At 73.8% G+C, this 25,863-nt stretch carries 23 protein-coding genes and 1 pseudogene; 9 read left to right on the forward strand and 15 right to left on the reverse strand.

The features are described 5' to 3' along the window. Nucleotides 1–38: 38 nt before the first annotated feature. The 4 genes and pseudogenes from NI25_RS34940 to NI25_RS34955 all read right to left on the reverse strand — a co-directional run bounded on the left by NI25_RS34940 (nucleotide 39) and on the right by NI25_RS34955 (nucleotide 6,643). Entirely contained in the window at nucleotides 39–3,002 is a 2,964-nt protein-coding gene (locus tag NI25_RS34940; RefSeq protein ID WP_061446305.1) for an ATP-binding protein, read from the reverse strand. A gap of 53 nt (nucleotides 3,003–3,055) precedes the next feature. After that, nucleotides 3,056–3,409: a UBP-type zinc finger domain-containing protein gene (locus NI25_RS34945; RefSeq protein WP_061446306.1), complete on the reverse strand. Its 354-nt coding sequence runs from the start codon at nucleotides 3,407–3,409 to the stop codon at nucleotides 3,056–3,058. After that, the gene (locus NI25_RS34950; protein WP_420710816.1) at nucleotides 3,406–4,956 is read right to left on the reverse strand and encodes an ATP-binding protein; all 1,551 of its coding nucleotides are present in this window, start codon (nucleotides 4,954–4,956) and stop codon (nucleotides 3,406–3,408) included. The genes NI25_RS34945 and NI25_RS34950 overlap by 4 nt, the downstream gene beginning before the upstream one ends. 11 nt (nucleotides 4,957–4,967) lie before the next feature. Continuing rightward, nucleotides 4,968–6,643 (reverse strand): annotated as a pseudogene (locus NI25_RS34955) (FAD-dependent oxidoreductase). Between the two features lie 206 nt (nucleotides 6,644–6,849). On the opposite strand from NI25_RS34955, the gene NI25_RS34960 reads away from it, so the two are divergent. Next, a complete protein-coding gene (locus tag NI25_RS34960; protein ID WP_061446307.1) occupies nucleotides 6,850–7,722 on the forward strand; it encodes a universal stress protein in 873 nt (290 codons plus the stop codon). A 21-nt stretch (nucleotides 7,723–7,743) separates the two neighbouring features. Here the strand turns inward: NI25_RS34960 and NI25_RS34965 are convergent, their stop codons facing one another. The 3 genes from NI25_RS34965 to NI25_RS34975 all read right to left on the reverse strand — a co-directional run bounded on the left by NI25_RS34965 (nucleotide 7,744) and on the right by NI25_RS34975 (nucleotide 10,438). Next, on the reverse strand, nucleotides 7,744–8,976 hold the full coding sequence (locus NI25_RS34965; protein WP_061446308.1) for a DUF4032 domain-containing protein: 1,233 nt from the start codon (nucleotides 8,974–8,976) through the stop codon (nucleotides 7,744–7,746). 9 nt (nucleotides 8,977–8,985) lie between these two features. After that, nucleotides 8,986–9,732, reverse strand: coding sequence for an MBL fold metallo-hydrolase (locus NI25_RS34970; RefSeq protein WP_061446309.1), 747 nt, complete (start codon nucleotides 9,730–9,732; stop codon nucleotides 8,986–8,988). Nucleotides 9,733–9,808: 76 nt separating this feature from the next. After that, nucleotides 9,809–10,438 carry an alpha-ketoglutarate-dependent dioxygenase AlkB gene (locus NI25_RS34975; protein WP_061446310.1) on the reverse strand — a complete coding sequence of 210 codons (630 nt, stop codon included), beginning with the start codon at nucleotides 10,436–10,438 and terminating at the stop codon, nucleotides 9,809–9,811. A gap of 154 nt (nucleotides 10,439–10,592) precedes the next feature. Here NI25_RS34975 and NI25_RS34980 point away from each other — a divergent pair, with 154 nt between their 5' ends. Together NI25_RS34980 and NI25_RS34985 are read left to right on the forward strand one after the other, a co-directional pair. Next, nucleotides 10,593–11,216 (forward strand): TetR/AcrR family transcriptional regulator, encoded by a 624-nt coding sequence (locus NI25_RS34980; RefSeq protein ID WP_061446311.1) that lies wholly within the window; start codon nucleotides 10,593–10,595, stop codon nucleotides 11,214–11,216. Nucleotides 11,217–11,254: 38 nt separating this feature from the next. Beyond that, nucleotides 11,255–12,928 (forward strand): FAD-binding dehydrogenase, encoded by a 1,674-nt coding sequence (locus NI25_RS34985; protein WP_061446312.1) that lies wholly within the window; start codon nucleotides 11,255–11,257, stop codon nucleotides 12,926–12,928. Nucleotides 12,929–12,965: 37 nt separating this feature from the next. Here NI25_RS34985 and NI25_RS34990 read toward each other — a convergent pair whose 3' ends face one another. The 3 genes from NI25_RS34990 to NI25_RS35000 form a co-directional block, all read right to left on the reverse strand. After that, on the reverse strand, nucleotides 12,966–13,319 hold the full coding sequence (locus NI25_RS34990; RefSeq protein ID WP_061446313.1) for a DUF488 domain-containing protein: 354 nt from the start codon (nucleotides 13,317–13,319) through the stop codon (nucleotides 12,966–12,968). Between the two features lie 60 nt (nucleotides 13,320–13,379). Beyond that, nucleotides 13,380–13,631, reverse strand: a complete 252-nt coding sequence (locus NI25_RS34995) for a WhiB family transcriptional regulator (RefSeq protein ID WP_061446314.1) — start codon at nucleotides 13,629–13,631, stop codon at nucleotides 13,380–13,382. A 113-nt stretch (nucleotides 13,632–13,744) separates the two neighbouring features. Next, nucleotides 13,745–14,644 carry a LysR family transcriptional regulator ArgP gene (locus NI25_RS35000; RefSeq protein WP_061446315.1) on the reverse strand — a complete coding sequence of 300 codons (900 nt, stop codon included), beginning with the start codon at nucleotides 14,642–14,644 and terminating at the stop codon, nucleotides 13,745–13,747. 69 nt (nucleotides 14,645–14,713) lie between these two features. Here NI25_RS35000 and NI25_RS35005 point away from each other — a divergent pair, with 69 nt between their 5' ends. Next, on the forward strand, nucleotides 14,714–15,328 hold the full coding sequence (locus tag NI25_RS35005) for a LysE/ArgO family amino acid transporter (RefSeq protein WP_061446316.1): 615 nt from the start codon (nucleotides 14,714–14,716) through the stop codon (nucleotides 15,326–15,328). A 101-nt stretch (nucleotides 15,329–15,429) separates the two neighbouring features. Next, a complete protein-coding gene (locus NI25_RS35010) occupies nucleotides 15,430–16,740 on the forward strand; it encodes an MFS transporter (protein ID WP_228952674.1) in 1,311 nt (436 codons plus the stop codon). Between the two features lie 7 nt (nucleotides 16,741–16,747). Here the strand turns inward: NI25_RS35010 and NI25_RS35015 are convergent, their stop codons facing one another. From NI25_RS35015 to NI25_RS35025, 3 genes are all read right to left on the reverse strand, one after another. Next, a complete protein-coding gene (locus NI25_RS35015) occupies nucleotides 16,748–17,203 on the reverse strand; it encodes a cyclic nucleotide-binding domain-containing protein (RefSeq protein WP_061446318.1) in 456 nt (151 codons plus the stop codon). Nucleotides 17,204–17,534: 331 nt separating this feature from the next. Next, nucleotides 17,535–19,013: an aminotransferase class I/II-fold pyridoxal phosphate-dependent enzyme gene (locus NI25_RS35020; RefSeq protein ID WP_061446319.1), complete on the reverse strand. Its 1,479-nt coding sequence runs from the start codon at nucleotides 19,011–19,013 to the stop codon at nucleotides 17,535–17,537. A 28-nt stretch (nucleotides 19,014–19,041) separates the two neighbouring features. Next, on the reverse strand, nucleotides 19,042–19,278 hold the full coding sequence (locus NI25_RS35025) for a hypothetical protein (RefSeq protein ID WP_061446320.1): 237 nt from the start codon (nucleotides 19,276–19,278) through the stop codon (nucleotides 19,042–19,044). Nucleotides 19,279–19,431: 153 nt separating this feature from the next. Here NI25_RS35025 and NI25_RS35030 point away from each other — a divergent pair, with 153 nt between their 5' ends. The 4 genes from NI25_RS35030 to NI25_RS35045 all read left to right on the forward strand — a co-directional run bounded on the left by NI25_RS35030 (nucleotide 19,432) and on the right by NI25_RS35045 (nucleotide 21,942). Further along, on the forward strand, nucleotides 19,432–19,881 hold the full coding sequence (locus tag NI25_RS35030) for an ATP-binding protein (RefSeq protein WP_061446321.1): 450 nt from the start codon (nucleotides 19,432–19,434) through the stop codon (nucleotides 19,879–19,881). A gap of 184 nt (nucleotides 19,882–20,065) precedes the next feature. After that, nucleotides 20,066–20,935: a SigB/SigF/SigG family RNA polymerase sigma factor gene (locus NI25_RS35035; RefSeq protein WP_061446322.1), complete on the forward strand. Its 870-nt coding sequence runs from the start codon at nucleotides 20,066–20,068 to the stop codon at nucleotides 20,933–20,935. Between the two features lie 52 nt (nucleotides 20,936–20,987). Beyond that, nucleotides 20,988–21,233, forward strand: a complete 246-nt coding sequence (locus NI25_RS35040; protein WP_061446323.1) for a DUF5133 domain-containing protein — start codon at nucleotides 20,988–20,990, stop codon at nucleotides 21,231–21,233. A 274-nt stretch (nucleotides 21,234–21,507) separates the two neighbouring features. After that, nucleotides 21,508–21,942 carry a hypothetical protein gene (locus tag NI25_RS35045; RefSeq protein ID WP_061446324.1) on the forward strand — a complete coding sequence of 145 codons (435 nt, stop codon included), beginning with the start codon at nucleotides 21,508–21,510 and terminating at the stop codon, nucleotides 21,940–21,942. Between the two features lie 23 nt (nucleotides 21,943–21,965). On the opposite strand, the gene NI25_RS35050 is transcribed toward NI25_RS35045, so the two are convergent. Continuing rightward, a complete protein-coding gene (locus NI25_RS35050; protein WP_061447228.1) occupies nucleotides 21,966–24,212 on the reverse strand; it encodes an FUSC family protein in 2,247 nt (748 codons plus the stop codon). A gap of 133 nt (nucleotides 24,213–24,345) precedes the next feature. Next, on the reverse strand, nucleotides 24,346–25,722 hold the full coding sequence (locus tag NI25_RS35055; protein WP_061446325.1) for an NAD(P)/FAD-dependent oxidoreductase: 1,377 nt from the start codon (nucleotides 25,720–25,722) through the stop codon (nucleotides 24,346–24,348). Nucleotides 25,723–25,863 lie beyond the last annotated feature (141 nt).

Here is a 25,863-nt window from a genome sequence, read left to right on the forward strand (position 1 = left end):
CGGAGCGTTCCGTTCCGCCAAGATCGGGCGGGACCGGGCTACGACGACGTGGCCTCCGGGGCGACGAGTCCTCGCCGGTGGGCGACCGCGACCGCCTCCGTGCGGCTCGCCGCCTCCAGCTTGGCGAGGATGTTCGACACGTGGACGCTCGCCGTCTTGGCGCTGATGAACAGCTCCTCGCCGATCCGGCGGTTGCTGTGGCCCAGGGCGAGCAGCCGCAGCACGTCCCGCTCGCGGGCGGTCAGCACCGCGGCGCCCTCCCCGGCCGGTGCCGGGTCCGTGAGGCGGCCGCGGCGGGCGAGGTCGTCGAGCCGCTCCCGCAGCACCGTCGCGCCGAGCCGGTCGGCCTCCCGGCGCACGGCGTCCGCCTCGGCGGCCGCCTCCTCGCGGCGGTCGGCCGCCAGCAGGGCCTCGGCCAGCCGCAGCCGGCACCGCGCGCGTTCGTAGGCGTCGCCGTACGTGAAGGCGGCCACCGCCCTCTCCCACGCCGCCGGATCCGGTACGTCGGCACGGACCCGGGACCACTCGGCCTCCGCCCGCGCCAGCCACGCCCGGCCCTCCGGGCCCTGGGGGGCGTCGTCGTAGCCGTGCGCGGCGGACCAACGGGCGTCGGCCAGCAGTTCGGCAGCCGTGTCCGTCCAGCGGGCCACCCCGGCCGCGTCCCCGGCACGGCGCAGCTCGCACACGGTGTCGGCGACCGCGGCCAGCGCGAGGGTGGCGAGCCGGAGGGTCACGGCGGGCCGCGTGCCCGCCTCGGTGAGCGCCTCGACGCTGGACCGCATCCACCGCACGGCGTCCTCGGCGTCCCCGCGCAGTGCCGCCGCGTCGGTCAGCACGACGGCCGCGACCATCCGCGCCATCCAGTCGAACGGCCCCTTCAGCAGGCTCCTGGCCCGGTCGGCCGCCCCGGCGTCGCCGCGCGCCAGCGCCACGTAGAGCCCGGGCCCGAGGGCGTGGCCGTCCACGGCCCGGCCCTCCCCAGCGTCCTCGGCGGACTCGCGCAGCACCTCGTCCCAGTGGCCCAGCGTGTACCGCACCAGCAGCCGCAGATACCGCATCTCCCGCGGGTACGGCGAGGACAGCAGCCCGGCGCGGCGGGCCCGGTCCAGTCCCTCCGACGCCCAGGGCAGGCACTCCTCCAGGTCGCCGGACTCGAAGCAGCCGATGGCCAGGTTGAACAGCGCCCGCAGCTCCACCGGCGCGTTGCCGGCCCGCCGCGCCAGCTCCCGTGCCTCCAGCAGCCGCTCCCGGCCCTCGGGGGTGGCGCGGTTGTGGCCCTCCAGGCTCGTCAGGGAGATCAGCAGATCGGCGCGGGCGTCGGTGACCCCCAGCTCCTCGGCGGCCCGCAGCGCCCGTCGGGCCACCCGCCGCGCCGTCTCGTTCTCCCCGACCTGGCGGGCCGTCGACACGTGGGTGGCCGCCGCCCACACCCACGTCGCGGAGGGCGGATCGGCGGGGATCAGCCCCAGCGCCTCGCTGCTGTAGGCGTACGCCGCCTCCAGGTTGTCGACGTCCAGGAGATTGCCGGCGAGGGTGTAGCGGACCCGGGCGGCCAGCTCCAGGTCCGCGTCCTGGCCGAGGCCGGCCAGCGCGGACCGGGTGAGGGAGACCGCGCGGTGCAGCTCACCGGCGTGCACGGCGGCCGCCGAGGCGCGCAGCGTGAGCGTCACCGCGTCCGGTCCGGCCGGCCGCGCGGTCGAGTCCACCGCCGTCCACAGGTCGAGGGCCGCCTCGACGTGCCGCAGCTCCTCGGCGGGCGCGCCGATCCGCTGGGCGTGGTCGGCGGCCTCCAGGGAGGCGGCGAGCGCCTCGGGCAGGTCGTGGCTCTCGCGGTAGTGGTGGGCGCGCTCGGCCGCGCTGTCCGGGCGCCGGCCCGGACCGGCGAGCAGCCGGGCGAACGCGCCGTGCAGCCGGGCCCGTTCGCCGGGCAGCAGATCGGCGTAGACCGCCTCCCGGGCGAGCGCGTGCCGGAACGAGTACGTGCCCCCGTCGCCGGAGACCAGCAACTGCCGCTCCACCGCCTCCCGCAGGGCCGACTCCAGCTCCTCCTCGGGCAGTCCGACGGCGTCCCGCAGCAGGTCGTGTCCCACCCGGCGACCGGCGACGGCTGCGGTGCGCAGCACCTGCTGGGCGGTCTCGGACAGCTGCTCGAACCGGATGAGCAGCACGTCGGCCAGCCCGCTGGGCACACCCGAGGCGGGCGTGTCCGTGGCGGCGACCAGCTCCTCGGCGTAGAAGGCGTTGCCCTCGGCCCGCTCCACGATCCGGCGCACGGTGGTGTCCGGCAGCCGTTGCTCCCGCAGCGAGCGCACCAGCCGCGCCACGTCTGCGTCGGGGAGCGGACGCAGCTCCAGCCGCTCCACAGCGGGCAGGCGCACCAGCTCCGCCAGCAGCGGGCGCAGCGGATGGCGGCGGTGCAGGTCGTCCGCGCGGTACGAGGCGAACAGCGCGAGGCGGTGGCCGGGCACCCCGCCCGCAGGCCGCTGGAGCACTCCCCGGCTGAGCAGGAACCTCAGCAGGTCCCGGGAGGACTGGTCGGCCCAGTGCAGGTCCTCGAGGACCAGCAGCAGGGGGGCGGCGTCCGCCAGCTCGGCCAGCAGGGCGGCCACACCCTCGAAGAGCCGCAGCCGCGAGGGCGCGGCGTCCGTTCCGTCGCCCGGGCCGCCGCCGAGCAGCCGCTCGGCCACCGGATGCCCGGCCAGCACCGGGGCGAACCGCTCGTCGGCCGCCAGCGCGCCGAGCATCTCGGTGAACGGCAGATACGGCAGGCCCACGTCGCCCAGGTCCACGCAGTGACCGGTGAGGACCGTCGTCCCGGCCGCGGCGGCGCGTCCCGCGACCTCGTCCAGGATCCGCGTCTTGCCGACCCCGGCGTCCCCGGCGACGAGCACCGCGCGGGCCTCGCCGGCGCGGACGCGGTCCAGTACGCCGGTGAGACGCGCGAGTTCGTCCTCGCGGCCGACGAGCGGGCTGGTGAGAGAGGTCAGCGGCACACCGCCCATCCTGACACGCGGGCCGGACAGCGGGCCTCCCCGTTTGCCGGCCCGCGGCCGGGTCAGCGGTGGAGGGCGCTCGCCCAGTCGGCCGGGACCCGGCCCGCCGGACCGGGTGACGGCTGGTCGTCCGGGTGGCTGGCGGGCGGGGCGAGGTCCGGGCCCGACGCGCGTACCTCGTCGGTGGCGTAGTCCCAGTACCAGTCCTCGCCCGGTTCGAAGCTCTGCACCACCGGGTGCCCCGTGGACCGGTAGTGGCCGGTCGCGTGCTGCCCGGGGGAGCTGTCGCAGCAGCCGACGTGGCCGCAGCTCGCGCAGCGCCGCAGGTGGAACCACCAGCCGCCGGCCGCGTCGCACTCGGCGCAGCCCGTACCGCTCGGCGGGACGGTGGGGTCGATTCCGGTGTCACTGGTCATACCGGCTCCTCGGTGGCGTCGACTGGATCGGTGGGATCGGTCGGATCGGTCGGATCGGTCGGATCGGCGGGATCGGCGGGATCGGCGGGATCGGCGGGATCGGCGGGATCGGCGGGATCGGCCGGATCCGATTCCGCGGCGGTGAGCGGCAGGAGCACCTGGAAACGGGTGTCGCCCGGCTCGGACTCGACGTGGAGGTCGCCGTGGTGCTTGTCGACCACGATCCGCCAGGAGATGTCCAGGCCGAGCCCGGTGCCCTCGCCCACCGGCTTGGTGGTGAAGAACGGGTCGAAGATCCGCTCCCGGACCTCCGGCGCGATCCCGGTGCCGGTGTCGCGGAACTCCACCAGCAGCCGGTCGTGGTGGAGCGCGGTCCGCACGGTCAGCGTCCCCTCGCCGCCCGCGTCGTTCACCGCGGCGACCGCGTTGTCGATCAGGTTGGTCCACACCTGGTTCAGCTCCGCCGGGTACGCCGGGATCCGCGGCACCGTACGGTCGTACTCCTTGACGACGTCGATCCGCGGGCCGATCTTGCCGGAGAGCATCAGCAGGGTGGTGTCGAGCAGTTCGTGCACGTCGACCGTCCGGTAGGGCGCCCGGTCGAGCTGCGTGTACTGCTTGGCCGCGTCCACCAGGTGCGAGATGCGGGCGGTGGAGTCCGCGATCTCGTTCATCAACAGCTCGGTCTCGACCGTGTAGTTGAGCCAGCCGACCGCTCCGGGCAGGATCTCCGGGTCCACGGCCGCCGCGACCTGCTCCAGCCACTCGGTGTCCAGACCGGCCTGCACGAAGGTCGGCGCCAGTTGCCAGCCCTGCTCGATCCCGTGGTCGTCCAGCCAGTCGCCGAGGGCGTCCTCCCGGTCGGACGCCTCCAGCGGACTGAGCGAGGGCGCCTTGGCGACCCGCTCCGCCGTACGCTCCTGGATCTCGATGAGCCCCGCCAGCGCGTCCCGGGAGAACGGGCCCTCGGCGATCACGGCGAGCTTGTGCCGCATCTTCGCCACTCGTTCCCGCAGCGTCGAGGTGGCCCGCACGGCGGCCGCCGCCGGGTTGTTCAGCTCGTGGGTGAGCCCGGCGGACAGGGAGCCCAGCGCCAGCAGCCGCTCGCGCTGCCCGATCGTGCGCTGGGTGTTCTTGGAGCCGAAGAACAGCCCCTCCAGCAGGTGCACCGCCATCGGGAACCACTCGCGCATGACGGCCGCGAACGTGTCCGCCGGCAGTACGAAGAACCGCGTCGGCTCGGTGACCCGCATCGAGTTGTTGTAGACCTGCGGGACCCGGTCACCGACGTACGCCTGCATCGCGCCCGCGTACACCCCGCGCTGCGAGGTCCGGTTGGTCTCCACGTCGTCCACGCCGACCCGGCGGGACAGGACGACCGTCCCCTCCAGCATGACGTAGAAGCACGTGGCGTCCTCGCCCTCGGTGTACACCGGACCCGGCTCGAACAACTCCACCCGGCCCTCGGCGCACAGCCGGCCCAGCTGCTCGGGCGTCAGCTTCTCGAACAGGAAGAGCTTCCCGATCTCCGCGGGGCTGCACGGCATCGGCCGGCCGCTCACGACTGCTCCAGGTAACGGTGGACGAGCATCACGGCCATGGCTCCCTCTCCGACGGCGGACGCGACCCGCTTGGCGGACTCCGCGCGGGCGTCGCCCGCCACGAACACGCCGGGGACGCTGGTTTCCAGGTGGTACGGCGGCCGGTCCAGCTCCCAGCCGGCCGGCGGCCGCCCGTCGGGCGTCAGATCGGGCCCGGCGAGGATGAAACCGCGCTCGTCCCGCAGCACCGTGCCGTCCAGCCAGTCGGTCAGCGGGGCCGCGCCGATGAACACGAACAGCCACTGCGCGTCGACGAGTTCGGTGGCGCCGCTGACCGCGTCGCGCAGCGTGAGCCGCTCCAGGTGGCCGTCGCCGTGCGCGCTCTCGACGACGGTGCCGCAGCGCACCCGGATGTTGGGCGTCTCCTCGATCTGCTGGATCAGGTAGTACGACATCGACGCCTCCAGGGAGCCGCCGCGCACCAGCAGCGTCACCGACTTGGCGCCCCGGGCCAGGTACATCGCCGCCTGCCCGGCCGAGTTGGCCCCGCCGACGATGTACACGTCGTGGCCCTGGCAGGAGGCCGCCTCGGTCAGGGCCGAGCCGTAGAACACCCCGCAGCCGGCCAGGTCCTCGGTGCCGGGCGCGGTCAGCTGCCGGTAGGAGACGCCGGTGGCCAGGATGACGCTGTGGGCGGCGATCGCCGAGCCGTCGGAGAACCGGACGACGCGCGCCGCGCCGTTCGCCTCCAGCCCGGTCACCTCGCGTGCGGTGAGGATCTCGGCGCCGAACTTCGCCGCCTGCCGCCGGGCCCGCTCGGTGAGCTGGCCGCCGGAGACGCCGTCGGGGAAGCCCAGGTAGTTCTCGATGCGGGAGCTCTGCCCGGCCTGCCCACCGGTCGCCGACCGCTCCACCAGCACCGTGCGCAGCCCCTCCGAGGCCCCGTACACGGCCGCGCCGAGCCCGGCAGGGCCGCCGCCGATCACCACCAGGTCGTAGAAGTCGGCCGTCGGCGTGGTCGCCAGGCCCACCCGGGCGGCCAGCTCGGGTGCCTCCGGCTCCACCAGCGGGGTCCCGTCCGGCGTGACCACCACCGGCAGCCGCTGCCCGTCCTGCCCGGCCGCGGACAGCAGCCGCCGCCCCTCCGGCTCGTCCGAGGAGTACCAGCGGTACGGCACCTGGTTGCGGGCCAGGAACTCGCGGACCTCCGACGACCGTGCCGACCAGCGGTGCCCGACGACCTTGGTGCTGGGCACCGGGCGGTGGTCGCCCGAGCGCCAGGCCAGGAGCAGGTCGTCCAGGACCGGATAGAGCTTCTCCTCGGGCGGGTCCAGGGCTTGAGCAGGTAGTGGTCCAGATCGACGACGTTGATCGCGTCGATCGCCGCGTTGGTGTCCGCGTACGCCGTCAGCAGCACCCGCCGGGCGCCCGGGTACACGTCGAGGGCCTGTTCCAGGAACTCGATGCCGTTCATCTGCGGCATCCGGTAGTCGGCGAGGATCACGGCCACCAGGTCGCCGCGCAGCTTCAGTTCCCGCAGCGCCTCCAGCGCCGACTCGCCGGACTCCGCGCGCACGATCCGGTACGTCGCGCCGTAGCGCCGCCGCAGGTCGCGCGCGACGGCGCGGGACACCCCCGGATCGTCGTCCACGGTCATGATGACGGTCCGTGTCTCCCCGTCGGCCTGTGCCATACGTCCCCCACGTCGAGCGGCCGGGTTCACGGCACGGCGTCCCCGTCACCGCACCGGCCTGAGCCCATCGTATGTTCGATCGCCGCGCCTCGCTCAGGCAGCGGAGGGGCGCCGGTGCCGACCGGCTCCCCTGCGCGGTGAGGGGGACGGCTTGGGGAAGACTGGGCGTCATGAACGACGCGACCGCGACACAGGGAGGGACCCGCATGACGCGCCCGATCACGGCCGGCCTGGACGGTTCGGAGGAGAGTCTGGCCGCACTGGCCTGGGCGGCGAGGGAGGCGGTCCGCCGCGGTGTCCCGCTCCACGCCGTGCACGCCTGGCGGTTCCAGGACCGGGGCGTGAGCGGCACGGTGACCCGCGAGACCCAGGAGGGGTGGGCGCGGGACGCCCTCGCCGCAGCGGTCGGCACCGTCACCGAGCGCCACCCCGGCCTCACGGTCACCACGGACCTGCGCGAGGGCGACGCCGTCGCGGCCCTGCTCGCCGCCGCGGCCGAGGCCGGGACGCTGGTCCTCGGCTCGCGCGGCCACGGCCCGGTCGTCGGCTTCCTGCTCGGCTCGGTCGGCCGGCAGGTGATCGCCGAAGCGCCCGGGCCGGTCGTCCTCGTCCGGGCCGGGGACGAGGCGAGCGCCGAGGCGGCCGGCCGCGAGGTCGTCGTGGGCCAGCAGGGCGAGCCCGAGGACAGCGCCGACGTCATCGGGTTCGCGTTCGAGGCCGCCGCCGCGCGGGGCGCCACCGTGCGCGCCGTGCGGGCCTGGGCGCTGCCGACCGTCTTCACCTACAGCCCGGGCTCCATGGCCCTCGCCGACGAGGCCGGCGGCCTGGAGCAGTACGAGCGCAAGGCGCTCGGCGAGGCGCTCGCTCCGTGGCGCGAGCGCTTCCCCGACGTCCCGGTGGTCGAGCACGTGGAGATGGGCAGCGCCGGCCAGGTGCTGCTGTCGGTGGCCGGGGGCGCCCAGCTGATGGTCGTCGGCCGCCGCGCCCGGCGCGGCGCCGTCGGGGCCCGGATCGGCTCGGTGGCGCACGGCGTGCTCCACCACGCCGAGTGCCCGGTTGCGGTGGTCCCGCACCGGTGAGCATCCGGCGGGGGAGGCCGTTCAGTCCGCCGTGGGCTGCAGCGTCTCCCGCGCCCTGGGCAGGATGTTGACGATGTAGTCCTCGACCGCCGTGTCCAGGCCGATGTCGTGCTGGGCCCGCTCGGAGAGGTACCAGCGGTGCTCCAGCAGCTCGTGGTAGATCTCCGCCGGGTCCATCGCGCCGCGCAGCTCCACCGGAACGGCGCGCACGGTGGGCCGGAAGACCTCGCGCACCCAGCGGTGGGCGAGGACCTCGGGGCGGGCGCCGAGGGGGTCGCCCGGGGCGTAGTCGTCCTGGGTGGCCATCCAGCTCTCCAGGTCGTTCAGCAGCCGCCTGGCCTGGTTCTCCTCGGCGTCCAGGCCGGTCAGGCGCAGCAGCTGGCGCTGGTGGTGACCGGCGTCGACGACCTTGGGCACGAAGGTGACGGTGTCGCCGTTGGAGGCGTGCTCGATCTGCATCTCGGCCACGTCGAAGCCGAGTTCGTTCAGGCGCCGGATCCGGCGTTCGATGTAGTGGTACTTGCCCGCCGGATAGACGGAGGTGCGGGTCAGCTCCTCCCACAGGCTCCGGTAGCGGGCGCATATCTCCGTGCCGAAGTCCACCGGGTCGACGGAGGGGTGCAGCGCCCCGGACGCCTCCAGGTCGAGCAGTTCGCCGCTGATGTTGACCCGGGCCAGGTCGAGGTCGTAGTCGCGCTGCCCGGGGCTCAGCCGGGGGTGCAGCTCCCCGGTCTCGGCGTCGACCAGGTAGGCGGCGTAGGCGCCCGCGTCCCGCCGGAAGAGCGTGTTGGACAGCGAGCAGTCCCCCCAGGCGAACCCGGCCAGGTGCAGCCGCACGAGCAGCACCGCGAGGGCGTCCATCAGCCGGTGCATGGTCGCCGGGCGCAGCGTGGTCTCGAACATCGACCGGTACGGCTGCGAGCCGCCCAGGTGCCGGGTGACCAGCACCGGCTCCAGCGCACCGCCGGCGGCGTCCGTGCGGCCCGTGATCACGGCCAGCGCGTCCACCGCCGGGATGGCGAGCCGGTCCAGGTCCCGCAGCAGCTGGTACTCGCGCAGCGCGGGCCGTTCGGCCAGCTCCTTGACCGCGATCACCTCGTCCCCGGCGCGCGCGTAGCGCACCACGTGCCGGGAGATGCCGCGGGGCAGCGGCACGAGGTACTCCTCGGGCCACTGCTCCAGCGGCAACTGCCAGGGCAGTTCGAGCAGGAGTGCGGGGTGCTCCGGATTGGTGGCGCTGATCTGCAAGGCCATGCTCCGACTCTAGAGCGCCCGCTCCCGGGCCAGGTCCGCGGCGTCCTTCACCGGCCCCCGGTGGAGCGGGCCGTGGCCGGGGAGCAGCAGGTCGCCCTCCAGGCCGGCGACGACGTCGAGCGAGGCGACCGCGCGCGTGCGGTCGTGGTGGAACAGGTCGGGCAGCAGCTGCGGTCCCTCGATCCGTGAGATGGCGTGCCCGCTGACCAGCGCGTCCCCGGAGATCACCACCCCGGCGTCCGGGAGGTGGTAGACGCAGTGGCCGTCGGTGTGCCCGGGGGTGTGCACCGGTACGGGACGGCCGGGCAGGTCCAGGGCACCGTCCGCCGGGAAGGCCGCGGGCGCGGTCACCGGATGCTGCTCGGTGCCGCCGGTGCGCAGCACGTGCCGCATCCACGGCAGTACGCCGGGCCGCCAGGCGTTGCGCAGCACGGTGGCGACCGACACCTGCTGGAGGAAGTCCCGCCGGGCGTGCGGGACCTCGGCCTCGTGCAGGAGGACCGGGGTGCCGTGGGCGGCCCGCAGGTACTCGGCCGAGCCCAGATGGTCGTTGTGGGCGTGGGTGATCAGCACCGCCGCCACCGCCTCGGGCGAACTCCCCACGGCGGCCAGGGAGTCGAGCAGCGCCCGGCGGTCGCCGGGGTAGCCGGTGTCGACGAGCGTCACCGCGTCGCCGTCGGTGAGGATGACCCAGTTGGTGTTGCCGCCGTGCACCAGGTAGGTGCCGTCGGCCACTTGCCGTACGTCCGCGCTCATGGTCTCCCGCGTCTCTGATCGGCTGCGCCAGCGAGGGACAGCCAATCAGAGACGGGGCGTGTACGGCTGCCCGGCCTCAGCGCACGCCGTGCGGGCGGAACTGGACGCTGATGCGGGGCCCGGCGGCGCGGGTGCTCTTGGGCACGCAGTGCTCCCAGGTGCGCTGGCAGGAGCCGCCCATCACGATCAGGTCGCCGTGGCCCAGCGGGCGGCGCACGGTCTCGCCGCCCCCGCGCGCCGGGCGCAGCAGCAGGTCGCGGGGTGCGCCGACGGAGAGGATCGCGACCATCGTGTCCTGGCGCGCGCCGCGTCCGATCCGGTCGCCGTGCCAGGCGACGCTGTCCCGGCCGTCGCGGTAGTGGCACAGACCGGCGGTGGTGAAGGGCTCGCCCAGCTCCTCGGCGTAGTGCGCGGACAGGGCCTCGCGCGCCTCGGTCAGCAGCGGGTGCGGGAGCGGATCGCCCGCGCCGTAGAACGCCAGCAGCCGGGGCACGTCGACGACGCGCTCATACATCTCGCGCCGCTCGGCGCGCCAGGGGACCTCGGCGGCCAGCCGCTCGAACAGCGCGTCGGCTCCGCTCAGCCACCCGGGGAGCAGGTCGATCCAGGCCCCGGAGCCGAGATGGGTGCGGCGCAGCCCGTCGAGCGGCGCCAGCCGGACCTCGTCGGTCTGGTCGAAGAGCGAGGCCTGGAGATGCGTGGTCATGGGACCAGCGTACTCCTGTCTCGAAACTGTGTTCTATTCGCGCTCGCGGAGGATCGCGGAGGGCCGGGAGTCCTGCGGTCTCCCGTCGCCACCCCTTTCGATACACCGGTGTATCCGATACATTCATGCATCGAACTGAGCGAGGAGGCCCGGCATGACGGCGAAGGCGACCGGCGGGCGGGTGACCAGGCGGCGCGCGCGCACCCGTGCCGACCTCCTGGACGCCGCGTTCGCGGTGTTCGCCGCCAAGGGGTTCGGGCGGGTGTCGATCGAGGAGGTCTGCGAGGCGGCCGGGTACAGCCGAGGCGCCTTCTACTCGAACTTCGACAGCCTCGACGAGCTGTTCTTCGCCCTCTACGAGCAACGGGCCGGCCTGATCGCGGAGCAGGTGGCCGCCGCCCTCGCCTCCGACGGCCCCGGCCTGGACGTGCCGGCCGCCGTGGACCGGGTGACCGAGGCGCTGCTCCTGGACCGGGACTGGCTCCTGGTGAAGACGGACTTCCTGGTGCACGCCGCCCGCGACCCAAAGGTCGCCCGGACCCTGCTGGAGCACCGGGCCCGCCTCAGGCGGGCGATCGCCGACCGGCTCGCCCGGGCCCGCGGGCACACCGCCCTGCCCGCCGTGCTGGGCGACGTCGAGGGGGCCGCGCACGCCGTGGTGGCCGCGTACGACGGGGTCACCGTCCAGTTGCTCCTCGACCGGGACGTCGTCCGCGCCAGGGCCTGGCTGGGACAGTTGCTCACCGCGCTGCTCACCGACGGCAGCACGCGTCACTGACCACAGGGTCACCGACACAACAGGAAGGGACGGTCGCCATGGATGCCGACGTCATCGTGGTCGGAGCGGGTCTCGCGGGCCTGGTCGCGGCCCACGAGCTGACCAGCCGGGGCCGGAGGGTCGCCCTGGTCGACCAGGAGAACGCGGCCAACCTCGGCGGGCAGGCCTTCTGGTCCTTCGGCGGCCTCTTCCTGGTCGACTCCCCGGAGCAGCGCCGGCTCGGCGTCAAGGACTCCTTCGACCTGGCCTGGAACGACTGGCAGGGCAGCGCCGCCTTCGACCGCACCGACGACGAGGACTCCTGGGCCGTGCGCTGGGCGCGGGCGTACGTCGAGTGGGCGGCGGGGGAGAAGCGGTCCTGGCTCGCCGGGCACGGCATCACCTTCCTGCCCACCGTCGGCTGGGCCGAGCGCGGCGACCTCCGCGCCGGCGGCCACGGCAACTCCGTGCCCCGGTTCCACATCGCCTGGGGCACCGGCACGGGAGTCGTCGAGCCGTTCGTGCGGTACGCGAAGCAGGCCGTGGGCGACGGGCTGCTCACCTTCCACCACCGCCACCGCGTCGACCACCTGGTCGTCGAGGGCGGCGTCGCGCGCGGGGTGCGCGGCACCGTCCTCGCCCCGGACGACTCACCGCGCGGCGTCGCCTCCAACCGCGACCCGGCCGGGGAGTTCGAACTCACCGCACAGGCCGTGATCGTCACCTCCGGCGGCATCGGCGCCGACCACGACATCGTCCGCCGGCACTGGCCCGCGCGCCTGGGCACCCCGCCCGCCGAGATGGTCACCGGCGTCCCCGCCTACGTCGACGGACGGATGCTCGACATCACCGCCGAGGCGGGCGCCCGCCTGGTCAACCGGGACCGCATGTGGCACTACACCGAGGGCGTGCGCAACTGGGACCCGATCTGGCCCGGCCACGGCATCCGCATCCTGCCCGGACCGTCCTCCATGTGGTTCGACGCGCTGGGCCGCCGGCTGCCCGAGCCGTACCTGCCCGGCTACGACACCCTGGGCACCCTGCGTCACCTGCGCACGGCCGAGGGCCTCGCGGAACACGACCACTCCTGGTTCGTGCTCACCCAGAAGATCGTCGAGAAGGAGTTCGCCCTCTCCGGCTCCGAGCAGAACCCCGACATCACCGCCAAGGACCGCGCCGGCTTCCTGCGCGAACGCGTCCTCGGCAAGGGAGCCCCGGCCCCGGTGGACGCCTTCCTGCGCCACGGCGCCGACTTCGTGACCGCGCCGGACCTGGAGCAACTGGTGGACAGGATGAACGCGTTGACCGACAAGCCCCTCCTGGACGCCGCCGCGCTCCGGCGCCAGATCGAGGCGCGGGACCTGCAGATGGCCAACCCGTACGCCAAGGACGCCCAGGTGCAGGGCATCCGCAACGCCCGCCGCTACATCGGCGACCGCCTCGGCCGCGTCGCCACCCCGCACCGCCTCCTCGACCCGGCGGCCGGCCCGCTGATCGGCGTCAAGCTGCACATCCTCACCCGCAAGACCCTCGGCGGCATCCAGACCGACCTCGACTCCCGCGCCCTGGGCGCCGACGGCACCCCGGTCGAGGGCCTCTACGCGGCCGGCGAGGTGGCCGGCTTCGGCGGGGGAGGGGTGCACGGGTACAACGCGCTGGAGGGCACCTTCCTCGGCGGCTGCCTGTTCTCCGGACGGGCGGCGGGCCGGGCCGCGGCACGGCAGACCGCCTGAGCGACGACGCGGGCCCGCGCCGGCCGCTCCGCGCCTCTCATTGGCGGCCGAGGAGGCGGAGCAGCACGGCGGCGTGGCTCCGGTCCGGGGACTTGGACGCGGTCAGCAGTGTCACGTCCCCCTCACCCGCCAGCTGCCGTACGCGGTCGAGGAGTTCGGCCGCCGCCGGGGCGGCCAGCTCCGCCTCGTACCGCCGTGCGAAGTCCTCGTAGGAGCCCTCGCCCGCGTGGTACCAGCGGCGCAGCTCGCTCGACGGGGTGAGCCCCTTGGGCCACTCGTCCACGTGCGCCGCGTCCTTGGCCACGCCCCGGGGCCACAGCCGGTCCACGAGGACGCGCACGCCGTCGTCCGGGTCGGGCGGCTCGTAGATGCGGCGCACTCGCACGTTCATGACGGTCCTCCCGCGGCCGACGACGCTCTCGTGAGCCTACGCCCGGCGCGGGTGCCCGGGTCAGCCGGACCTGCGGCGCGCTGCCTCGCGCCGCTTGAGCGCCCGGCGTTCCAGCTCGCTGGTCCCGCCCCACACACCGATGGTCTGCCCGGTGTCCAACGCCCAGCGCAGACACTGCTCCTGTACCGGACAGGTCCGGCAGACCGCCTTCGCCTGCTCGGTCTGGAGTGCGGCCGGTCCGGTCGTGCCGATCGGGAAGAACAGGTCGGGGTCCTCCGTCCGGCATGCGGCGTGCTCTCGCCAGTTGTCCATCAAAGTCACCTGCGATCGGTATCGTTCGCGCCCTCGTGCACGGCTTACTCCATTGCGGGTGACCTGTCGACCGCGGGACGAAACCGGTGCGGACCCGCCGGCGGGCCACGGGCCTACCGCCGCAGCGCCGCCGCGGCGGCCGTCACCACCGCGTCCGCCACCGCGGCCAGCGCGGGGGAGTCGAGCTTCCACTGCTGCCAGTACAGCGGGACGTCCACCGCCAGGTCCGGGGCGAAGCCGACGAGCCGGCCGCCGTGCAGCAGCGGTTCCGCCTGCGGCTGCGGGACCATGCCCCAGCCCAGTCCGGCGGCGACCGCCTCGACGAAGCCCTCCGAGGTCGGCACGTAGTGCCGGGCGGCACTCGCGCCGCCGTGACCGAGCCGGCGGGCGAAGGCGTCCTGGAAGTCGTCCCGCCGGTCGAAGACGACCACGGGAGCGTCGGCGACGGCCTCCTGCGGCGGCCCCGCCAGATGCCGGGCGGCGAAGTCCGGCGCGGCACAGGGGAGGTAGCGCATCCGGCCCAGCGCCCGCACCGTGCAGCCCGGCACCGGTTCGGGCGACGACGTCACCGCCGCCATCACCACGCCCTCGCGCAGCAGCGTCGCCGTGTGGCCCTCGTCCTCGCGGCGCAGTTCGAAGCAGAGGCCGGGTTCCCGGGGCAGGCGGGTCAGGGCGGGCAGGAACCACGTCGCCAGCGAGTCCGCGTTCACCGCCACCGACACCCGGGTCGGCTCGCCCTCGCCCCGCAGGCCCAGCTCGGCCGAGGCGTCCCGCTCCAGCCGGGCCACCTGGCGGGCCAGCCGGACCAGCACGGCACCGGAGTCGGTCGCCCGCACCGGCTTGGTGCGCAGCAGCAGCACCCGGCCGGTGCGCTGCTCCAGCGCCTTCACCCGCTGGCTGACCGCGGACGGCGTCACGTGGAGGGCGGCGGCCGCCGCGTCGAACGTGCCCTCGTCCACGACGGCCAGCAGGGTGCGCACATGGTCCAGCGGGAGCTCCGCGAAGGTCGTCATCACATTTCCTCATGTTACGTAAGAATCTTTAGCTGTACGTCCTGTGATCGTCCGCTTAGCGTCGAGGGCATGAACAACGCCCTCACGGCAGCCGCCGCCGGCTTCGGCACCGGACTCTCGCTCATCGTCGCCATCGGCGCCCAGAACGCCTTCGTCCTGCGTCAGGGGGCCCGCCGCGACGCGGTGCTCGCCGTGGTCGGCATCTGCGCGCTGTCCGACGCCGTGCTCATCGCCCTCGGTGTCGGCGGCGTCGGCGCCGTGGTGGTGGCCTGGCCGGGAGCCCTGACCGCCGTCGGCTGGATCGGCGGTGCCTTCCTGCTCTGCTACGGCGCCCTGGCCGCCCGGCGGGTGCTGCGTCCGTCGGGCGCGCTGCGGGCGGACGGCGACGCCGCGGGCTCACGGCGCCGGGCCGTGCTCACCTGCCTGGCGCTGACCTGGCTCAACCCGCACGTCTACCTGGACACCGTCTTCCTGCTGGGCTCCGTCGCCGCCGACCGGGGCCCGCTGCGCTGGACCTTCGGCCTCGGTGCCGCTCTCGCCAGCCTGGTCTGGTTCGCCGCGCTCGGCTTCGGCGCCCGCTTCCTCGGCCGCTTCCTGGCCCGGCCCTCGGCCTGGCGCGTCCTCGACGGCCTGGTGGCCGCCACCATGATCGTCCTCGGCGTCTCCCTGGTCGCCGGAGCCTGACGGCGGTCGGGAGATCCGGCCACACACGTCCACGCGAACTCGAACGCACCTGCGATAGTGATCCCCGCAATCGAAAGATGTATCGAGCATGTGGGAAGCGCGTGGACACCAGCGAGAGCAGCAGTGGGAGCGGCACCGAGTCACCGGCGAAGGACCCGGCGCCGGACGGGACACGCCGGCGGGGGTGGCGCCGCTGGGCCATGGACACCCGCCCGCTGCGCCGCCCCGCCTACCGCAGGCTGTGGTCCTCGACCATCGTCACCGCGGTCGGCAGCCAGCTCACCGCGGTCGCCGTGCCCAAGCAGATCTACGACATCACCGGCTCCTCCGCCTGGGTGGGCGCCGCGAGCCTCGCCGGCCTGCTGCCGCTCATCGTGTTCGCGCTGTGGGGCGGCGCGGTCGCCGACACCATGGACCGCCGCAGGCTGCTGCTGATCACCAACACCGGCATCGCGGTGACCTCGCTGCTCTTCTGGATACAGGCGGTCACCGGCATGGAGTCGGTCGCCGCCCTGATGCTGCTCCTCGCCCTGCAGCAGGCCTTCTGGGGCCTCAACGCCCCGGCCCGCAACGCCTCCATCGCCCGCCTGGTGCCCGAGGACGAGCTGCCCGCGGCCAACGCGCTCGGCTCGACCGTCATGCAGACCGGGCAGGTGGTCGGCCCGCTGCTCGCCGGTGCGCTGATCCCGCTGATCGGACTGCCCGAGCTGTACCTGATCGACGCCCTGGCCCTGTGCGTCACCGTGTGGGCGGTCTACAAGCTGCCCGCCCTGCCGCCCCTGACCGGCACGGCGGTGCGACGCGCGGGCGTGCGCGAGGTCGTGGCCGGCTTCCGCTACATCGCCGGGCACAAGGTGCTGCTGCTGTCCTTCCTGGCCGACATCGTCGCCATGGTCCTCGGCATGCCCCGCGCCCTGTTCCCGCAGCTCGCCGCCGAGACGTACTCGTCCTACGGCGAAGGGCTCGCGCTGGGCCTGCTGTTCGCGGCGATCCCCATCGGCGCGGTGGCCGGCGGGCTGTTCTCCGGCACCTTCTCACGGGCCCGGCGGCACGGCTGGATGGTGATCGGCGCGGTCGTCGTGTGGGGCGCCGCCATCACCGGCTTCGGGCTGAGCGGCAGCCTGTGGCTCGCGGTGGCGTTCCTGGCCGTGGCCGGAGTCGCCGACATGGTCTCCATGGTGTTCCGCGGGGCGATCCTGCTGTCCGCGGCCACCGACGAGATGCGGGGGCGGATGCAGGGCGTGTTCACCGTCGTCGTGGCGGGCGGCCCGCGGCTGGCCGACGTCCTGCACGGCGGGGCGGGCTCCGCCCTCGGCGCCCGGGAGGCCGTGGCCGGGGGCGGTCTGCTCGTCGTGGCGGTGATGCTGGCCCTGGCCGCCGCGATGCCGGCGCTGCGCCGCTACCGGGTCTGACGGCACCTCACAGGGCGCCGCGTCCGTGCAGCGCGTAGTGCTCCATGAGCCGGCCCCTGGTGCTCTCCAGCCGGTGCGCGAGGATCTCCGCGACCGAGCGCACCAGCACGATGCCCAGCTGCGGGTCCCGCTCGCACAGGTCGAGGACCGCGGCCGCCTCGAACTCGTAGGCGCGCACCGGACTGAACGCCTCGGCGCCGAAGTCCCACTCGTAGGGCGGGAACAGCCAGGACCAGCCGAGCAGGTCACCCACGCCGAGGCTGGCCACGGTGACCCGCTGCAGGGACGTCACCCGCTGGGTCAGGGAAACCGCGCCGGAGCGGACGACCCAGAAGCGGTCCGCCCTGCCTCCCGCCTCGAAGATCCGGTGGTCCTCCGGGAAGACGACCTCCTGGGCCAGCTCCATCAGCCGCGCGCGCTGGGGGAGGGGGAGGGCGGTCAGGAGTTTGATCGCTTTGGTCATGGCACGGATCTCCTCGCCGGCGATTCGGATCCGGGGCTTTCCCTATGCCCATTTCAGTCGCTGCCGGCGCCCTGAGCACCTCGGCGGACGACGGATCCCGTACGGATTCCGTGCGGGAACCGGGGACGGAGGCGCGAAGACCGGAGAAGGGCGTGAAAAAGCCCTGGCCGGACGGGGGAGGCCGGCCAGGGCCGTAAGCGGTGACTGCGGAGGACGTTTCCGTCGACCCCGTCGCCACGTATGGATGAACGCTAAACCATCTCCGGGTGTTCCGCGAAATCCGGTACCGGGGCGAGTGACCTGTTTCACTCGCCCTCCCGGGGTCCGCGCCTCAGCCGTCACGCTCCGCGACGACCCTGATCGTCTCCAGTGCCGGATCGGTCGGATCGGGCAGGTACATCCCGGCCTCCAGACCGCTGCGCAGATAGCGCAGGACCGGCTCGGCCAGCCGCTCACCCGGCAGGACGGCGGGAATGCCCGGCGGATACGGTGTGATCATCTCCGCCGCGATCCGGCCGGCGGCCCGGTCGACGGGCACGTCCTCGGTGGGGCCGAAGAACGCGTCCCGGGGCAGGCACACCTGCGGCATCCGCAGCTCGGCCGGAGACGGCACCTCGACGCGCGGAGCGGGGGACAGTCCGGGGGCGGCGCGGGCGAGGTCCTTGAGGGCGGTGAGCAGTTCGTCCGCGGTCTCCCGGTCGTCGCCGTGGGTGATCTGCGCGCCGATGCGCCGGTGGTCGGTGATGTGGGCGATCACGCCGCGGTGCTCGCGCAGCCAGTCCGCCGCCCGGAAGCCCGACACGCCGAGCCCGTCGAGGTCGATGACGACCGGCAGCGGATCGAAGCCGTGGGCCTTCCCGGGGCCGCAGAAGTCGTCGCGGTCGTTCACGTGCATGCCGTCGATCTTCTCGATCGCCGCGCGTACCTCGGCCGCGAGTTCCAGCGCGCCGCCCATCAGTTCCTGCCCGCCGAGCGCCATCTGGCGCCGCCAGCCGTCGAGACCGGCGAAGATCAGGACCGAGGGGCTCGTGGTGCTCAGCAGGTCGGCGCGCATACCGAGGAGCTTCGGCTGCACCAGGTCGCCGCGCAGATGGAACACCGAGCCCTGCTCCAGACCGCTGCCCATCTTGTGAATGCTGGTCACGCAGATGTCGGCGCCCGCGTCCATGGCCCAGGACGGCAGGTCGGGGTGGAACGGCAGGTGCGCGCCCCACGCCTCGTCGACGATCAGCGGTCTCGAACGCCGGTGGCAGACCTCGGCGACGGCCCGCAGATCGGCGCTCGCACCGTACGGCGTCGGGCTGGTGACCAGGGCGCCCTTCGCGTCGGGATGGGCGGCGAACGCCTCCTCGAACGCCTCCGCGGCCGGCGGGTGGGCCAGATGCCGACCGGCGTCCCAGCGCGGTTCGACCCAGACCGGTTCGATGCCGGACAGGATCAGCCCCGAGACCACGGACTTGTGGGCGTCCCGGCCGATCAGCAGCTTCTCGTGCGGCCCCGCGACCGCCAGCATCGCCGCCTTCACCGACAGGGAACTCCCGCATGTCGAGAAGAACGTGTGATCGGCGTGCACGGCGTCCGCCATCAGCTCCTGGGCGCGCTGCAGCACCCGGCCCCGGGTGAGCCGGTCGTCCAGCCCCGCCGTCGCCAGCACGTCACCGTGGAACACGGCGTCGCCCAGCACCTCGCGCACCGCCGGATCCGCACCGCGAGCCTGTTTGTGTCCGGGCGGCGTGAACGACAGCCGCCCCTCACGGCGGTATTCGACGAGGGCTTCCAGGACCGGTGCGCGGCGGTGGTCGGCTGTCATGCCGCCCGGTTTCCCTGCCGACGGCGCGTCAATCCGTCCCGCCGTCCCTCACCCGCGTCCTCCGGCCCGGGGTCAGCACCTCGTCGAGCACCCGCAGGACGGCCTCGTAGGCCATCGTCCTCACCGCGGCCTCCCGCGAACCCTCCGGGTCGGTCGGCCGCAGCGCCTCGCTGCGCGCCCGCCAGCTCCGTCCCTCCTCCAGGGCACAGGCCCTCGCGCGGTGCATGCGACGCAGCAGTTCGTCCGAGTCCACAACATCCGTCATGCACTCCGCGTACCCCCGCACGGCGGCCGGATGGCCCTTGGGCCGCGAGGAGGACCGGAGGTTTGCCGGTACCGGCACAGGTGAGCCGAGAGTGACAGGCCGCACGGCGCGCACGGCCAGACCGAACCGTCCACCGACCAAGGGAGCCGACGGATGAGCGAGAGGGACACGACCCGGACCGTCGAAGAGCGCGGCACGCACCCGCACTGCCGGCCGTGCCGGCCCGCCGACGCGCGCAGAGCGGTCGAGCACGCCGTCACCGCGTGCACCGGCCTCCACGATGCCGCGTCGTGCGGCGTGGGCGCCCTGGCGGACGCCGTGCTCGTGGCCTCGGAGCTGACCACCAACGCCATCCTCCACGGCGGCGGCATCACCGACTTCCAGGTCGACGTCGTGGGACCCGGCATGCGGCCCGGAGTGCGGCTGTCGGTGTGCGACCGCAGCCACGACCTCCCGGTGGCCGTGCCGCCCACCGACGACCGCGGCCGCCGGCGTCTCGGCGGGCGGGGCTGGCCGATCGTGTGCCGGCTGTCCCGGGAGGTACGGGTGGCAGATCTTCCCTCGGGAGGCAAGTGCATCACCGTGGTCGTTCCGCTGTCCTGATGACTTTTGGAAAAGCGGAGTTTGTTCCACCGGGGCAGGGGCAGTCGCAGATTCGTGCTTCGGACCGGAGGCGCAGCAGCGGGAGCGGTACGGCTGTTTCGGTACTCCGGCTGTGCCGGGGCGACCCGGACAGCGCCGTTCCCGCGGAAAGTCCCCTGAGACCACCGTTCAGGAGCGGATCCGCATGCTCATAGAAACGCCCACCATCCGTCCCGGTACCACCCCCCAGGCCGCCGACCCCTCGGCCACGCCGGCCCGCCGCCGGCACGACGACGCCCCCGACACCATGGCACTCTTCGGCCGGCTGGCCGGACTGCCGGACGGGCCCGAACGCGATGCCGTCCGCGACGAACTGGTCACGGCCTGGCTGCCCATGGCCCACCGGATCGCCGGGCGCTTCCGGGACCGCGGCGAGTCCCTCGAGGACCTCCGCCAGGTGGCGGCGCTCGGCCTGGTCAAGGCCATCGACCGCTTCGACCCGGAGCGGGGAGCCTTCGAGAGTTACGCCGTGCCCACCATCACCGGCGAGGTCAAGCGCCACTTCCGCGACCGGATGTGGGCCCTGAGGGTGCCCCGCCGGGTCCAGGAACTGCGCAACAAGGTGCGCGTCGCCCGCCGGGAACTCGCCCAGAGCCCGGGCAGCCCCGAGCCCTCGGTGGCCGCCCTCGCCGCCCACACCGGGCTGACCGAGGAGGAGGTCGGCGCCGGGATGGAGGCGCTGGAGAGCTTCAGCACCCTGTCGCTGGACGCCGAACTGTCGGCCGGCGACGACGGCTACAGCCTCGCCGACACCCTCGGCGCCGCCGACGCCTCGTACGACACCGTGATCGACCGCGAGTCCGCCAAAGAGGGCCTGCGCCGGCTGCCCGAGCGTGAGCGCGCCATTCTCTACATGCGCTTCTTCGAGGACATGACGCAGAGCCGGATCGCCGACTGCCTGGGGATCTCGCAGATGCACGTCTCGCGGCTCATCAGCCGCAGCTGCGCCCGAGTGCGCGACGAGGCGATGGGGGAGCGGACCGCCCGCCCGGGCCACGCGGTGCGCACCCGATGACGCGGACGGACGGCACTCGGGACGGACTGGGGACCAGGGAGGGAGGAGACGGATGCTGATGCCGCACCCCGAGGTACTGCGCAGGCTCCTGGCGGAGTACGAGGCCGCCGCGGTGGACGAGCCCGCCGGAGCGACGGGCGAACCGGGCCCGCGGACCCGGGACCTGGCCTACACGCTGTGCGTGTCGACCGGCACCCGTGACGTGCGGCGGGCCCTGGAGGCGGCCCGGCGCCAGCTGGCGGACGCGCTGGAGCCGGCGCCCGTGCCCGGCGGCGCGCACGCGGGCGTGGCGGACTGACGCGGGAGAGGCAGGCCGGGGGACGGAAGGACCGGGGACGCGCGGACCGACCGGGGACGCACGGACAAGAGAACGAACAGGGGCACGACGCCACGGCTGCCCGTACCCGTCTGACGGGGGTGCGGGCAGCCGTGCGCCGACGACCGCACCGGGCCTCGCCCGGGGAGAACGCCGGGACGCCGGCCGACGGGGGCAGCCGGGGCCGGACTCGCCGCCGGCGTGCTCGCCCGCCCGCGGAGGGTCTGAGCGGCCCGCCACGGGGAACACGGGGCGAATGAACGAACACGAGATTCCTCCGCCGGACGGACGTCCCGTGGACGTCTACCTCGACCTCCTGCGCGTTCGCATGCCGAACGACGCCTACCAGCTGCTGCTCAGCGTGGTGGAACCGGTCCTCCGGGCGATCGACGAGCAGCAGATGCCGACCATCGACTTCTCCCTGGACGGGGACAGCGCCGAGGCGCTGCCCCAGGAGATCAGGGACGAGGCCGCACTCGTCATCGCCACCGCCGTCACCGGACGTCTCGACAACGAGGTCGTCGAGATCGACACCGACGAGACCGGCCCCGTCCGGGTCGTCACCGACGCGGCCACCGCCTCCGACCCCGAGCGTCTCGGCGAGATCGCCGACTACCTCAAGGAACGCCACCAGCAGAACGAGGAACTGCGCGGCATCGCCGAGGCCAGCGGTCTGCCCAGCGACTTCTGACCCTCACCGCGCCGGTGGGACCGTCACCGCTGCGGCGCCTTGACGGGAACACCCAGCGGCCGGGCGAGGCCGACCACCGCCTCGTCCAGCCGCTCCAGGTGCCGCAGCACGCGGCCCGTGATGCGGCCGTACCGCGGCACCCCGGCGGCGTCCGGCTCCAGCAGCGAGGCGATGCTCGGACCGGTCTCCACCTCGGTGCCGGCGTCGTCGTCGGCGACACGGGCGGCGATCGCCTCGATGTTGCGCACCGTGCGCCGCACTGCGCCGCGCAGCCGCGGGTCGGCCGCGATCGACGGATGGGTGGGCAGCAGCTCGGCCGTCGCCGCGAGCGAGCGCGCGTGATAGGCGCAGGTCTCCAGCAGCGCCACCACGTACTGGGCCGTGTCGCGCCGGGCCCGCAGCGGCGTGATCGGATGGGTCAGCGGCTGGGTGGCGCCGCGCAGATCGCCGAGCGCCTGGTCCAGCTCCCGCGCCGTGTCCAGCAGGTCGGCCGCGGGACCGCCGCTGAGCTGGTCGACGGCACCCTCCGTGACGTCGGTGAGCCGCTCCAGCACCGTGCCGAGCAGTTCGTTCGTACGCCGGTCGGTGCGGATCGGCAGCACCAGCGCCGCCGCCACGATCCCGCAGGCCGCGCCGAGGGCCGTCTCCTCCACCCGCAGCAGCAGCACCGACATGCTGTAGGTGTGCAGCAGCGTGTACAGCAGTCCGAGCATCGCGGTGACGAAGAACGACATCAGCGTGTAGGACAGCGGCGCGGTGTAGAACATGGCGAAGATCAGCACCAGCACGAGCCCGAACGCGGTCCAGGTGTGGTTGCCGACCAGGCCGGCCAGCACGATCCCCGCCACCACGCCCAGTACGGTGCCCAGCAGGCGCCGGTAGCCCTTGACGAGGATCTCGCCGGTGGAGGCGGTGTTGATGAAGACGATCCAGCAGGTGAGCACCGCCCAGTACCAGCGCTGCGTGGACAGGAACTCCCCGCCGACGATGGCCAGCGAGGACCCGACGGCCACCTGCACCGCGGCACGCGTGGTGGGCCGCCGCAGCCCGGTCTGCTCCTCCTCGGGCGCCGCCTCCTCACCGGCGTCGATGGCCGCGTCCTCGGCGTCCAGCTCCTCCCGGGAACGGGCCGTGGCCGGTGAGTCGTCGGACTCGTCCTGCGGTCCGTCCAGCGCGATCCTCAGCCCCATGACCGCCCGCGCCGTCTCACCGATGCCGCGGAAGACGTCCTGGACGGCGGCGGTCGCCTCGGGCAGGTTCTCCTCGTCGCGGTAGCCGAGCAGCCGGTTGCGCAGATGGGACAGCGCGGTGCCGCGCGCCTCCGCGGGCGGCCGCAGTACCAGCGTGCGCAGGGCCATGAGATCGCGGCGCAGGGTCTCCGTGGCCTCGCCCGGCGCCGGCGAACGGCCCACCGCGGGAGCGGGCGCGCCCGGCAGATGCAGGGTGAGCGTGTCCGCCCGCTCGGCGCTGCGCGCGGTCAGCAGCAGCAGGCCGAGGCGCTCGGCGGCGATCTCGGCGTCCGCGATGCGCCGCTGCACCAGGCGCGCCGTGGACGCGTCGGGCGTGCCCTCGTCCAGCCGGGACTGGATCAGAAGAGCCGTCTCGTGCAGGCGCGCGGTGCCGTCGCGCAGGCGCTCCAGCGTCTTGTCCATGGCGTCGGGACCGGCGTCCAGCAACTCGATCTGCGCGGCGATCAGCTGGGCCAGCCGGGCCCGGAAGGCCTGCCGCAGCAGGCGCAGGATGCGCGCGGGCGTCGCCGGGACCACCGCGAAGCGCACCACCGCGCTGGACGCGAACGCCACGGCGACGGCGGCCCACAGCCCCGGCAGCCCCGAGACCTTCGCGCCGACGAACAGCGACACGAAGTAGACCTGGAAACCGATCAGCCCGAGCGCCGTGCCCCGGTCGCCGAACCGGCGGACGAAGACCGCACAGAAGATCAGGACGACGAAGAAGGCGTCGCCGACGACGACCCGCGAGGCGAGGAGTGTGCTCAGCGAGACCGACGCCAGGGTGACCGGCAGCCCCAGCGCCAGTGTGACCGCCTGCGGGCCCGGCTCCTTCTCCCGGATGGCGAAGGTCGCGACCATCGCCGTCATGGCGCCCGCCACCAGGTGCTTGACGTCCACGCCGAACGCGGCGAGCACGCCCAGCGTCAGCGCGATGGCGCCGACCGTCCGCAAGCCCGCCGTCAGCCGCAACAGCCCCGGGTCGGACGCGGCGACGCGGTCCCGCAGCCGTGTCCGACCCGAGCGTCCCGCTGCCTTCACGCCGCCGTACACTCTCCCGATTCACAGCCGGCCCTCACGGCCGGTTCCAGCCATGTCCCGGCCGGTTCACGCCGAGATCCACTTCTCAGCATGTCATGCCCCGGTCCGGTACGGGCCGCGGGGGCGGCCGGGATCACAACTCGGCCCGGTGCGCCCCCTTCACCTGCTCCCGCACCTGTTCCGGAGTCAGGTAGGCGTCCGTGTACTCGAAGTCCTTCAGCTTGGCCGGCTTGCGGGCCTGGAAGCCGGTGCGGACGAAATCGTCCCCGGCGACCGCGTTGAGCGCCCAGTTGGCCGCCACCCGGGCCTTGGCCACGCCCGTGCGCAGCGCCGACCAGTGGTAGCCCCGGGCCACCGCCTGCGCGGGCAGACCCTTCAGCTCGACGCCCAGCGGCTTGGAGACCGCGTCGGTGCCGCCGAGGTCGACGACGAGACCGAGGTCCTTGTGCACGTACGGCCGCATCGGCTGGTTGCGCAGGGTGGCGATGAGGTTCTCGGCGACATGCCGGCCCTGCCGCATCGCGTGCTGGGCGGTGGGCGGGCAGACCGCACCCTCCTGGCCCTTGGCGAGGTCGGGCACGGCCGCGGAGTCGCCCAGCGCGAACACCCCGTCGTGGTCCGGCAGGCACATCTCCGCGGTGACCGCGAGCCGCCCCTTGACCGTCTCCGCGCCGAGCGTGGCGATCAGCGGGCTCGCGACCACGCCCGCCGTCCAGATCAGCGTGCGGGTGGGCACCACCCGGCCGTCCGTGAACGTGACCTCCTCCTCGCCGGCCTTGGCGATGGAGACGCCCAGGGAGATCTCGATGCCGCGCCGCGTCAGGATCCGCTGCGCGTCCCGGCCGAGCTGCTCGCCCAGCTCCGGCATCAGCTTCGGCGCGATGTCGATCAGATGCCACTTGATCAGGGCCGGGTCCAGCCGCGTGTAGCGCTTGACCGCCGCGTGCGTCAGCCGTTGCAGGCAGGCCGCGGTCTCGGTGCCCGCGTAGCCGCCGCCCACCACCACGAACTGCAGCCGCGACGCACGCTCCACGGGGTCCTCGCTCGCGTCGGCGAGGTCCAGCTGCGAGATGACGTGGTCGCGGATGTACGCGGCCTCCGCCAGCGTCTTCATGCCGAACGCGTGGTCGGTGAGCCCCGGGATGTCGAAGGTGCGGGTGATGCTGCCGGGCGCCAGCACGATGTAGTCGTAGGGCTCGTTGACGATCCGGTCGGTGATGGTGCGCACCACGCAGACCTTCGCCTTGAGGTCCACCCCGATGGCGCCGCCCGGGATGATGCGGGTCCGGTACTTGCTGCTGCGGCGCAGGGAGAGCGCGATCGACTGGGGGGTGAGGACCCCGGCGGCGACGTGCGGCAGCAGCGGCAGATAGAGCTGGTAGGAGAACGGTGTCACCAAAGTGATCTCGGCCTCGTTCGGCGAGAGCCTGCGTTCCAGACGACGGACGCACTCCACGCCGGCGAAACCTGCGCCGACCACCAGGATCCTGGGTCGTGTCACGGTGTTCATCCCTTTCTGCGGCTCAGGGGCGGCGGTCCGCCGCGAACGCCATTCGCCTGCCCGGGGATCGCCGCTTCGCACCTCGCCCATCCCACCGCGCCCACCCCGGCTCGGCCAGCCGGACGCGGCAGGCAGGCGACGGGTCCCGAT

Origin of the sequence: Streptomyces sp. CCM_MD2014 (genome assembly GCF_000772045.1) — a bacterium.
In the GTDB taxonomy this organism is placed as follows: domain Bacteria; phylum Actinomycetota; class Actinomycetes; order Streptomycetales; family Streptomycetaceae; genus Streptomyces; species Streptomyces salinarius.

Bases quoted from the DNA above. Each gene is read 5' to 3' on its own strand.
- NI25_RS34940 (WP_061446305.1), bottom strand. From the start codon at position 3,002: ATGGGCGGTGTGCCGCTGACCTCTCTCACCAGCCCGCTCGTCGGCCGC.
- NI25_RS34945 (WP_061446306.1), bottom strand. From the start codon at position 3,409: ATGACCAGTGACACCGGAATCGACCCCACCGTCCCGCCGAGCGGTACG.
- NI25_RS34950 (WP_420710816.1), bottom strand. From the start codon at position 4,956: ATGCCGTGCAGCCCCGCGGAGATCGGGAAGCTCTTCCTGTTCGAGAAG.
- NI25_RS34960 (WP_061446307.1), top strand. From the start codon at position 6,850: ATGACGCGCCCGATCACGGCCGGCCTGGACGGTTCGGAGGAGAGTCTG.
- NI25_RS34965 (WP_061446308.1), bottom strand. From the start codon at position 8,976: ATGGCCTTGCAGATCAGCGCCACCAATCCGGAGCACCCCGCACTCCTG.
- NI25_RS34970 (WP_061446309.1), bottom strand. From the start codon at position 9,732: ATGAGCGCGGACGTACGGCAAGTGGCCGACGGCACCTACCTGGTGCAC.
- NI25_RS34975 (WP_061446310.1), bottom strand. From the start codon at position 10,438: ATGACCACGCATCTCCAGGCCTCGCTCTTCGACCAGACCGACGAGGTC.
- NI25_RS34980 (WP_061446311.1), top strand. From the start codon at position 10,593: ATGACGGCGAAGGCGACCGGCGGGCGGGTGACCAGGCGGCGCGCGCGC.
- NI25_RS34985 (WP_061446312.1), top strand. From the start codon at position 11,255: ATGGATGCCGACGTCATCGTGGTCGGAGCGGGTCTCGCGGGCCTGGTC.
- NI25_RS34990 (WP_061446313.1), bottom strand. From the start codon at position 13,319: ATGAACGTGCGAGTGCGCCGCATCTACGAGCCGCCCGACCCGGACGAC.
- NI25_RS34995 (WP_061446314.1), bottom strand. From the start codon at position 13,631: ATGGACAACTGGCGAGAGCACGCCGCATGCCGGACGGAGGACCCCGAC.
- NI25_RS35000 (WP_061446315.1), bottom strand. From the start codon at position 14,644: ATGACGACCTTCGCGGAGCTCCCGCTGGACCATGTGCGCACCCTGCTG.
- NI25_RS35005 (WP_061446316.1), top strand. From the start codon at position 14,714: ATGAACAACGCCCTCACGGCAGCCGCCGCCGGCTTCGGCACCGGACTC.
- NI25_RS35015 (WP_061446318.1), bottom strand. From the start codon at position 17,203: ATGACCAAAGCGATCAAACTCCTGACCGCCCTCCCCCTCCCCCAGCGC.
- NI25_RS35020 (WP_061446319.1), bottom strand. From the start codon at position 19,013: ATGACAGCCGACCACCGCCGCGCACCGGTCCTGGAAGCCCTCGTCGAA.
- NI25_RS35025 (WP_061446320.1), bottom strand. From the start codon at position 19,278: ATGACGGATGTTGTGGACTCGGACGAACTGCTGCGTCGCATGCACCGC.
- NI25_RS35030 (WP_061446321.1), top strand. From the start codon at position 19,432: ATGAGCGAGAGGGACACGACCCGGACCGTCGAAGAGCGCGGCACGCAC.
- NI25_RS35035 (WP_061446322.1), top strand. From the start codon at position 20,066: ATGCTCATAGAAACGCCCACCATCCGTCCCGGTACCACCCCCCAGGCC.
- NI25_RS35040 (WP_061446323.1), top strand. From the start codon at position 20,988: ATGCTGATGCCGCACCCCGAGGTACTGCGCAGGCTCCTGGCGGAGTAC.
- NI25_RS35045 (WP_061446324.1), top strand. From the start codon at position 21,508: ATGAACGAACACGAGATTCCTCCGCCGGACGGACGTCCCGTGGACGTC.
- NI25_RS35055 (WP_061446325.1), bottom strand. From the start codon at position 25,722: ATGAACACCGTGACACGACCCAGGATCCTGGTGGTCGGCGCAGGTTTC.